This is a genomic window from Spirosoma sp. (assembly GCF_048594605.1).
In the GTDB taxonomy this organism is placed as follows: domain Bacteria; phylum Bacteroidota; class Bacteroidia; order Cytophagales; family Spirosomataceae; genus Spirosoma.
This window is the reverse complement of record NZ_JBMDWV010000153.1, coordinates 1-9,986: the sequence shown is the minus strand read 5'-3', so window position 1 is coordinate 9,986 and position 9,986 is coordinate 1. Positions and strand designations below refer to the sequence as shown.

General features: G+C 52.8%; 5 protein-coding genes. All 5 read left to right on the top strand.

Annotation, left to right across the window (positions count from 1 at the left end):
* Nucleotides 1-1,220, top strand: a 1,220-nt coding sequence (locus tag ACOJS8_RS09810) for an L-rhamnose mutarotase (RefSeq protein WP_420148360.1), incomplete at its 5' end; no start/stop codon positions are given.
* A 98-nt stretch (nt 1,221-1,318) separates the two neighbouring features.
* Entirely contained in the window at nt 1,319-2,380 is a 1,062-nt protein-coding gene (locus ACOJS8_RS09805; RefSeq protein ID WP_420148359.1) for a Gfo/Idh/MocA family protein, read from the top strand.
* Nucleotides 2,381-2,433: 53 nt separating this feature from the next.
* Nucleotides 2,434-4,017 carry a sodium:solute symporter family transporter gene (locus ACOJS8_RS09800; RefSeq protein WP_420148358.1) on the top strand — a complete coding sequence of 528 codons (1,584 nt, stop codon included), beginning with the start codon at nt 2,434-2,436 and terminating at the stop codon, nt 4,015-4,017.
* 153 nt (nt 4,018-4,170) lie between these two features.
* Nucleotides 4,171-7,050: a glycosyl hydrolase family 95 catalytic domain-containing protein gene (locus tag ACOJS8_RS09795; RefSeq protein ID WP_420148357.1), complete on the top strand. Its 2,880-nt coding sequence runs from the start codon at nt 4,171-4,173 to the stop codon at nt 7,048-7,050.
* Nucleotides 7,051-7,114: 64 nt separating this feature from the next.
* A partial coding sequence (locus tag ACOJS8_RS09790; protein WP_420148356.1) for a malectin domain-containing carbohydrate-binding protein occupies nt 7,115-9,986 on the top strand: 2,872 nt, incomplete at its 3' end.

Here is a 9,986-nt window from a genome sequence, read left to right as displayed (position 1 = left end):
AAGCAACGGAAATTCATTTGCCCTATAACCCGACCGACGAACGCGAAGTTTGTACGAACCTGACCATCAGCAACAACCTGATTACAGACGTAACAAACGAAGATTGGGGCGCTGTGGGCATCGGTGCGGGTTATGTTCGCGGCATCAGCATCGAGCATAACGACATCAGCGAAGTTGGCTATAGCGGAATCAGCATGGGTTGGGGCTGGACACGTACCATCAACGCCATGCGCAACAATCGGGTGACGGCCAACAAAATTCATCGCTACGCTAAACACATGTACGATGCAGCCGCCATTTACACCCTCTCCGCGCAACCCGGCTCGACCATTTTCGAAAACGACATCGACAGCGTCTACAAAGCGCCTTACGCCCATTTGCCCGCGCATTGGTTTTACCTCTACACCGACGAAGGTTCGTCGTATTTCACGATCAAAGACAACTGGACACCGTCCGAAAAATACCTGCAAAACGCCAATGGCCCGAACAACGTCTGGGAACGTAACGGCCCGAACGTAGCGGACAGCATTCGAACGAAAGCCGGTCTGCAACCGACGTATCAGCATCTGCTACGTGAAAAGGCGCCGATGGACGCCAACTGGCGCATCAATAAAGAAAATCCGGTTATTGTCGAGTTGACAACCAGCAATAATCAACCACTTGATAAACAGACGCTAAACGCGATTCTGGTAAAAAGTAAGGTCAATCCGAACGCGGTGTATCAGTGGCAAAATCACTACGTTGTTTTCGATAAAGTGCAGGATGTTTTTGTCTTGAGCGAACGGTTGAAATCAGCTTTTCCAACGGCGAATGTCAAAACTTATTACGATCTGTTCTACGAGTTCAACCGCAGTCATTGCGCAACCGGTCCAACTACGGGCGAATGGGAACACACGATTTTAACCGCCAATCTGGCTGCTGACCCGAAACTTCAGCAGGAGTATCTGGACTATCATGCGACGCAGTTTGAGAAGTGGCCGGAAGTGTCGAAGGGATTCTGCAACGCCAAGTTTCAGCAACTGCTTCTCTACCGAAATGGACGGCAACTGATGCTGGTGATCAGTATTCCGAAAGGCGAAAGCTTAGACAAACTCAACCCAAAGACAACGGAAAATAACCCACGCGTCGATGAATGGAACGCCCGAATGAAAAAGTATCAGCAGGGAATTTTAGGTACAAAACCGGGCGAGGTTTGGGTGGAATTGAAGAAAACTCCGTAGAATTTTTGTCATCCCGACGCAGGAGGGATCTCAAGTGTCAGGAAACATGAGATCCCTCCTGCGTCGGGATGACAAAGCAACGCATTTACAAAAAAAACATGTTACGATTAGGTATTTTAGGATTAGGGGAGGGACGTAGCACAATGTCGGCGGCATTGTCGAGCCCGAATTATGAACTGGTCAAAGTATGTGATCAGAAACTGGAACTATGTCGGCAACGGGAAAAAGAGTTTGATTTTCACAGCTATACGACTAATTATCAGGACCTGCTCGATGATCCAACCATCGACGTTATCGCCATTTATACGCCCGATCACCTCCACGCCGAACATACCAGACAGGCCATGTTGCACGGCAAGCACGTCGTTTGTACGAAGCCGTTCATTGACGATCTGTCGAAGGCGAAAGAATTGATCGACGTTAGCGAGAAAACAGGCAAGAAAGTATTTGTCGGACAGAGTTCCCGCTTTTTCGAGCCAATGAAAAAGCAACGTAGTGATTTTGAAGCGGGCTTAATTGGCGAACTGATCACGATTGAAGGGTATTACCACGCCGATCACCGCTGGTTTCTGGCCAAAGGCTGGTCGCTGGAAAACGCATTCAAGTGGCTGTACGGCGGCCTGAGTCACCCGGTTGATTTCATTCGCTGGTATTTGCCGAACATCGACGAGGTGATGGGCTACGGCATGCTTAGTTCGAACGGCCGGAAAGGTGGTCTGAAAAACGCCGATACGATGCACTTCATTTTCAAAGCTACCGACGGGCGTATCGCTCGCGTAAGTGGCGCGTACACCGGTCCCGTACAACCCGTCGTCCGCGACTCTGAAATGAGCTGTATACTACGTGGTACGGAAGGTTGCTCGCAGGCCGATTACATGGATTTGCGCTACGCTATTACGACCAATACGGGCGAAGAAATTGTGCAGACCTGGGAGCATAAACTGAAGCATTACTTCCGGTTTGAAGGCAAAAGCCACCACGCGGGCGAGTACCAGAACTACCTCGATTATTTCGCTACGTGTCTGGAAACTGGTCAAACGGCTTACCCCGACATTCGCGAAGGCATCGGCACCGTAGCACTTTTGCAAGCGATGGATAAATCCCTCCAAACCGGCCAGCCGGTGAAGGTGCAGGACGTATTGAGTGAGTTCGGGCTGTAATGTGCTGTCAGGTTCTCAAACCTGACAGCGCTGATGAAGATTTTTCCTAAACCATGAATAACATCACCGACCGGTTAACCCTACTCGATTACGGTATCGTACTGGCTTACCTGATCATTCTGGCGATCATTGGCTACCGGGCCAGTCGGCCGAAAAAAGGGCAGACCGACGATACGTTGTTTCTGGCGAACAAATCGCTGGGGTGGGCGAGTATTGGGTTCAACATGTGGGGCACCAACGTCGGACCGTCGATGCTGCTGGCGTTTGCGAGTATCGGCTACAGCACCGGTATCGTCGCCATTAATTTCGACTGGTACGCGTTCGTGTTTCTGTTTTTGCTGGCGATTGTTTTTGCGCCCAAATACCTGGCTGCCAACGTAATGACCATGCCCGAGTTTATGGGAAAACGCTACGGCGAATCGACCCAAACGATCCTGGCGTGGTACGCACTGATCAAAATCCTGATTTCGTGGTTGTCGCTCGGATTGTTTGCGGGTGGGTTTCTGGTTCGTCAGATCCTGGGCATTCCAATGTGGCAGTCGGTGATTGTGCTGGTACTGTTTGCCGGATTGTTTGCGTACACGGGCGGACTGAAAGCCATTGCCCGCGTCAACGTATTTCAGATGCTGCTGCTCATTGGCGTATCACTCACGCTCACCATCCTGGGCATCAATAAAGTGGGCGGTTTAGACGCCGTTTTTGAGAAAGCTCCGGCCGACTACTGGAGTCTGATTCATCCGGCCAGCGATACCAAATACCCCTGGCCCGCTATTCTGCTCGGCTATCCGGTGGCCGCCATCGCGTTTTTCTGTACCGATCAGGCGATGGTTCAATCGGTGCTGGGCGCGCGGAATCTGGAGCAGGGGCAACTGGGCGTCAACTTTATTGGCTGGCTCAAAATTCTGTCGCTGCCGCTGTTCATCCTCCCCGGTATTCTTTGTTTTATTCTCTTTCCGAATCTGAAAGATCCCGCCGAAGCCTACATGACGATGGTCACGAACCTGTTTCCGCCGGGCATGAACGGGCTGGTGATTGTGGTCCTGATTGCGGTGCTGGTCGGTACAATCGGCTCGTCGCTGAATTCGCTCAGTACGGTGTTTACGATGGATGTGTACGCTCAGAAAATCAACCCGAATGCCAGCAATCAGGATCTTGTTCGTGTTGGGCGAATGACTGTTATAGCGGGTTGCGTATTTGCGGTTGGCATGGCGCTCGCCATCGACAGCATTAAAGGATTGAATCTGTTCGATGTCTTTCAGTCGGTACTGGGGTTCATTGCTCCGCCCTTGTCCGTCGTTTTTCTGCTGACCGTCTTCTGGAAACGGACGACACGTAGCGCCGTAAATATCGTTCTATCAATAGGTTCGGCGTTTAGTCTGGGCGTGGGCGTTTTGTATTTGTGGGTATTCCCACCCGACAAGTACGCCTTCTGGCCGCACTATCTACTGTTGTCGTTCAGCATTTTTGCTGTGCTGTTAGTGGCCGCCATACTGATTTCGCTGTTTGACAAAAATCCAACGGTTTACGTAGCAGAGGAAACAGAACGTAGTACAGCCGCAAAGCCCACCCAAACTGTCTGGATTGCGTGGGTTGCGTTGACGGTGGTGATGATTGCGTTATACGTAACGTTTCATTAGCTCGTCCGCGATTGTATCGCGGATGACTGAGGTCCGCGTCTCTGACGCGATTCAGTTGAATTTACTATGTTGCGCGTCACAGACGCGGTTCTCGAGCATCCGCGATAGTATCGCGGACGAGCATATTAAAGCATTTTAAAAACATTCGTATTTATGGCTCGCTGTGCTTTTTTTCTGCTGGCTTTACTATTCTGTTTACTACGTGACGCTCAGGCGCAACCGCCCGCTAAACAGTCGCTGAAGTTATGGTACAAACAGCCTGCCAATCAGTGGGTTGAAGCATTACCGATTGGTAATGGCCGTATCGGTGGGATGGTGTACGGCGGCATTCTGGAAGACCAGATTCAATTCAACGAAGCAACCCTCTGGACGGGCGAACCACGTGAGTACCAGCGCGAAGGCGCAGCTACGTATCTGCCACAAATTCGGCAGTTGATCGCCTATGGGAAACAGGCCGAAGCCGAAAAACTGGCCGAAGAGCACTTCATGGGGCGACGTAGCAACGAAGCCGATTACGAGCCGAAGAAAAACGCCTGGTTCGCCAGCGTCCGAAACCTGCCCAACGAAAAGACGAGTCCGATTTCTGCTACGTTCGACGAGCGCAACTGGAAGACGATGAACGTACCAACGGCTGAGGGTTGGGAAAGGGCCGGGCTGGAGGGGTTGGATGGAGCCGTCTGGTTTCGTACTACGTTTGAGTTGCCGCAAGCCTGGGCCGGTAAGGACGTAGTGCTAGACATGGGCCGAATCCGCGATCAGGATTTTACGTACCTGAATGGCGAACTGGTTGGTACCTCCGAAGGCATCGCCAAAAATCGGCGCTACACGATTCCGGCCAGCAAACTACGTATCGGCAAAAACCAACTGGCGATTCAGGTGATTAATCTGTTCGATAAGGGCGGATTTATCGGCGTGAAAACCGGCCAGCCGACGTTTGTAGTGTATCCAGTTGGAAAGAAACCGACGGATGGTGTGCCACTGAGCAAACCGTTCAGATACTGGATTCAGGACAATAATCCACCCGCTTCTCCGCGCTATCAGGCCGATTATCAGCCGTTTGGTAATCTGTGGCTACGGTTCAGCAAGCAGGGGCCAGCGACCAATTATCGCTTTGAATTGGATCTCGAAAAAGCTATTTCGCGTGTTACGTATACGTCAGATGGCGTGCGCTTCACCCGCGAGTATCTTGCCAGCGCGCCCGATCAGGTGATGGCGGTTCATCTGACCGCCGGTAAGCCGGGCCAGATCAATTTTGAGGCTACGCTGGCTAGTCCGCATCAGCAGTCGTCAGTACGTAGCGTTGATAATCAAACAATTGCGCTATCGGTTCAGGTGAAAAACGGCGCGCTGCGGGGCGAAAGCTTACTACGTATCCAGACGAAGAAAGGCAAGGTCAACGTAGTGGGCGATAAGCTGGTCATTGCCGATGCCGACGAAGCGACGCTCTTTCTGACAGCAGGAACGAATTTCAAAACCTACAAAGACGTTTCTGGCGATCTGGCCACGCTGAGCCAGAAACCACTACAGGCGCTACGTAGCAAATCGTTCGATGCCATCAAAGCGGATCACATTCGCGAGTATCAAACCTATTTCAATACGTTGTCGCTCGACCTGGGTGCTTCGCCTAACGAAGCTCTTCCGACCGACGAGCGATTACAACGTTTCGAGAAATCGCATGACCCAGCGCTGGCAGCCTTGTACCTGCAATATGGTCGATATCTGCTGATTTCAAGTTCCCGGCCCAGCCGCAATAATCAGTTCGCTGGTGCGTTACCGTCGCAACCAGCTAACTTACAGGGTATCTGGAACGATCTGCTGACTCCGCCCTGGGGCAGTAAATACACCACGAACATCAATCTGGAAATGAATTACTGGCCCGCCGAAATGCTGAACCTGTCGGCTTGCCACGAACCGCTGTTCTCAGCCATTGACGAGCTGGTTGAATCGGGGCGAAAAACGGCGAAAGCGCACTACAATGCGCGGGGTTGGGTACTGCATCACAACACTGATGTATGGCGCGGAACAGCTCCTATCAACGCATCAAACCACGGCATCTGGGTAACGGGTGGCGCGTGGTTGTCGCATCATTTGTGGGAACATTATCGATATACGCAGGACCGGGATTTTCTGCAAAAACGGGCGTATCCGGTCATGAAAGAAGCCGCTCAGTTTTTCGTCGATTTTCTGGTAAAAGATTCCAAAACCGGCTGGCTCATCAGTACCCCGTCCAACTCGCCCGAACATGGTGGTCTGGTGGCTGGGCCGACGATGGATCATCAGATTATCCGCGATCTGTTCAAAAACTGCATGGCAGCCAGCGAAGCCCTGAACACCGACGCTACGTTCCGCGATACGTTGAAAACCATGTACAGCCAGATTGCGCCGAATCAGATTGGCAAACACGGTCAGTTGCAGGAGTGGCTTCAGGATGTCGACGACCCCAATGACCATCACCGGCACGTATCGCATCTGTGGGGCGTTCACCCTGGCACCGACATGACGTGGGATGATACGCCCGACCTGATGAAAGCCGCCCGACAATCATTGCTGGAGCGGGGCGACGAAGGAACGGGCTGGAGTCTGGCGTGGAAAATTAATTTCTGGGCACGCTTCCGCGATGGCAATCACGCGTACAACATGCTGAAACTGCTGTTCCGTCCGGCCATTTCGCCCGAAGGCACAACGGGTGGCGGCTCGTATCCGAACCTGTTCGACGCACACCCACCGTTTCAGATCGACGGCAATTTCGGGGGCGCCAGTGGCATCGGCGAAATGCTGTTGCAGAGTCAGGGAAAAACAATTGATCTTTTACCCGCGCTCCCGTCCGAATTGCCAACAGGGTATATCAACGGAATCTGCGCGCAGGGCGGCTTTGTGCTGAACATCCGCTGGCAGAACGGACAACTGAGTGGAGTTGATGTGACGTCGAAGGCGGGTCAGCCCTGCGTGCTACGTTACGGCGACAGGCAGATTCAACTGCCAACAGAAAAAGGAAAAACGTACCGGCTGGATGGAAATCTGAAACGAATCTAAGGGGCGGCTTAAGTATTGTCTCAATAAGTCTTTGGTATGGGCCGCTGAAGGGCTTGACGTTATTATGAAAATCATACTTTTTATTAACCTGCTTTTGGGGTGGTATTTTTGCCTGGCGCAACCAACACTTCGGCAGGATATTTCGCTGGATGCGAATTGGCGAACTGTAGCCGCCGATAACCAACAGGCTTACCCGGCTTTTGAACAGCCATCCTTTAAGGACAACAACTGGAAAGTCGTGGAAGTACCCCACAACTGGGACGACTATAACGGGTACCGGCGATTGGTTCACGGCAACCGGCATGGGTATGCCTGGTACCGAAAATCGTTTACCGTTAAACCGCAATGGAACGGTCAGCGCTACTTTCTGTATTATGAAGGCGTTGGTTCGTATGCGACGGTCTGGCTGAACGGTCGGAAAGTAGGTTATCATGCCGGGGGACGTACTACGTTCACTCTTGACGTAACAGACGCGATCCGGCTAGGAAAACAACCGAATTTACTCGCTGTTCGGGCCGATCATCCGGCTATGATCAATGACCTACCCTGGGTGTGTGGCGGTTGTTCTGACGATCGTGGTTTCTCGGAAGGTTCGCAGCCGATGGGCATTTTTCGGCCGGTACATCTGCTCATTACCAATCCAGTACGTATCGAACCGTTCGGTGTGCATATCTGGAACGATTCGACCGTTACGTCGGCGAAAGCGCAGCTCCATCTTGAAACCGAGCTCAAAAACTACGGTAACTCCGTCCAGAACGTAGCATTGATCAATCGACTGATTGACCGGAAAGGCGCAACGGTTTTTGAACAGCGGAAAAGTGCTTCGATTCGGCCGGGCGAGCGATTGCAAATGAACCAGCAACCGCCGATTGTAGCGAATCCACATTTGTGGTCGGTGGATGATCCGTACCTGTACACGCTGGTGACGGAGGTGGTTCAAAACAGCAAGACAATTGATCGGCTGACGACGCCCTACGGCATTCGGTGGATTAGCTGGCAGATCGGGAAAGCACCCGGCGAAAATCGGTTTCTGCTCAATGGCAAGCCCGTATACATCAACGGTATCGCCGAGTACGAGCATCTGCTCGGCAAAAGTCATGCCTTTGGTACAGAACAGATTCGGTCGCGGGTGCAGCAGATCAAGGCGGCCGGATTCAATGCGTTTCGGGATGCTCACCAGCCGCATAACCTTCGCTACCAGACCGCCTGGGATTCGCTGGGGGTGTTGTGGTGGACGCAGCTTTCTGCCCACGTCTGGTACGATACGCCCGATTTCCGAAAAAACTTCAAAACGTTACTGGCCGAGTGGGTTCGGGAGCGACGTAACAACCCATCGGTGGTGCTATGGGGTTTGCAGAACGAAAGCAAACTCCCCGCCGATTTCGCACAGGAGTGTACGCAACTGATCCGGCAGCTCGATCCAACGGCTTCCTCGCAACGCAAAGTAACGACCTGCAACGGCGGCTCCGGCACGGACTGGGACGTACCACAGAACTGGACCGGCACCTATGGCGGTGATCCCAATACGTATGCCGACGATATTCAGCGGCAGGTGTTGGTGGGCGAATATGGCGCCTGGCGAACGGCCGATCTGCATACCGAAGGCTCATTTACGCAAACCAGCGTCGTGAGTGAGGATCGCATGACGCAGCTGATGGAGTTGAAAGTGAGACTGGCCGAGTCGGTACGTACCAAAACTGCCGGGCAATTCTTCTGGCTGTTTACCTCGCACGACAATCCCGGTCGGGTGCAGGGGGGCGAAGGGCTGCGGGAACTCGACCGTATCGGGCCGGTCAATTACAAAGGACTGCTGACGCCCTGGGAAGAGCCGCTGGATGCGTATTATATGTTCCGGGCCAACTACGCCGATAAACGAACGGAGCCGATGGTGTACATCGTCTCCCATACCTGGCCCGACCGCTGGATGACGACAGGTACGAAAGACAGCATTACGGTTTATTCCAATTGTGACGAAGTCGAACTCTTTAACGATGTTCGTTCGGTATCGCTGGGAAAACGGAAGCGGCAGGGCATTGGAACGCATTTTCAGTGGGACAACGTGCCCATCAACTACAACGTACTGTATGCCGTTGGCTACGTCAGCGGACGCGAAGTAGCGCGTGACTATATCGTGCTGAACCATCTGCCCGAAGCGCCCCATTTCGACCAGTTTCTGGCGGATGCCAAACCCATTACGTCACCGCAACCATCTCAGAACTATTTGTATCGGGTCAATTGTGGTGGTCCGGAGTACGTTGACAAACAGGGTAATACGTGGCTGGCGGATCGGTCGGGAAGCAATCCGAAAACCTGGAGTTCTACGTCCTGGACAGAGGATTACCCCGGAATGCCCGCTTTCTTCGCCAGCCAGCGCCGGACGCATGACCCGATTCAGGGTACCGCCGACTGGCCACTTTTTCAGACGTTTCGCTACGGTCGGGAGAAGCTGCGCTACACGTTCCCCGTGCCCGATGGCGATTACCAGGTTGAACTTTATTTTGCTGAGCCCTGGCTGGGAACGGGCGGTGGCCTGGATTGCACCGGCTGGCGGCTTTTCGACGTAGCGATCAATGGCCAGACGATGCTACGTAATGTTGATATCTGGAAAGAAGCCGGGCACGACAAAGCCCTGAAAAAGACGGTAGTGGCGCACGTAACAGGAGGGAAGTTAATCATTTCATTCCCGCACGTAGCCGCCGGACAGGCGCTTATTTCAGCCATTGCCATTTCTACAGCAAATCCAGCGATCAAACCGGGACTGTCACCAACGCCATTGATCGACAATCTGCGTATAGCTGGCAAAACGAATGAGTGGTCGGTGCAAACATGGCTGGATACGGGGACCAAACAATATGCCGACGACAAAACAGCCTTCCGTTCGTTACCGTCGAATCTCTATGGTGCCGAGTGGATTCGCGGCCCAAAGCAGTGGTCAG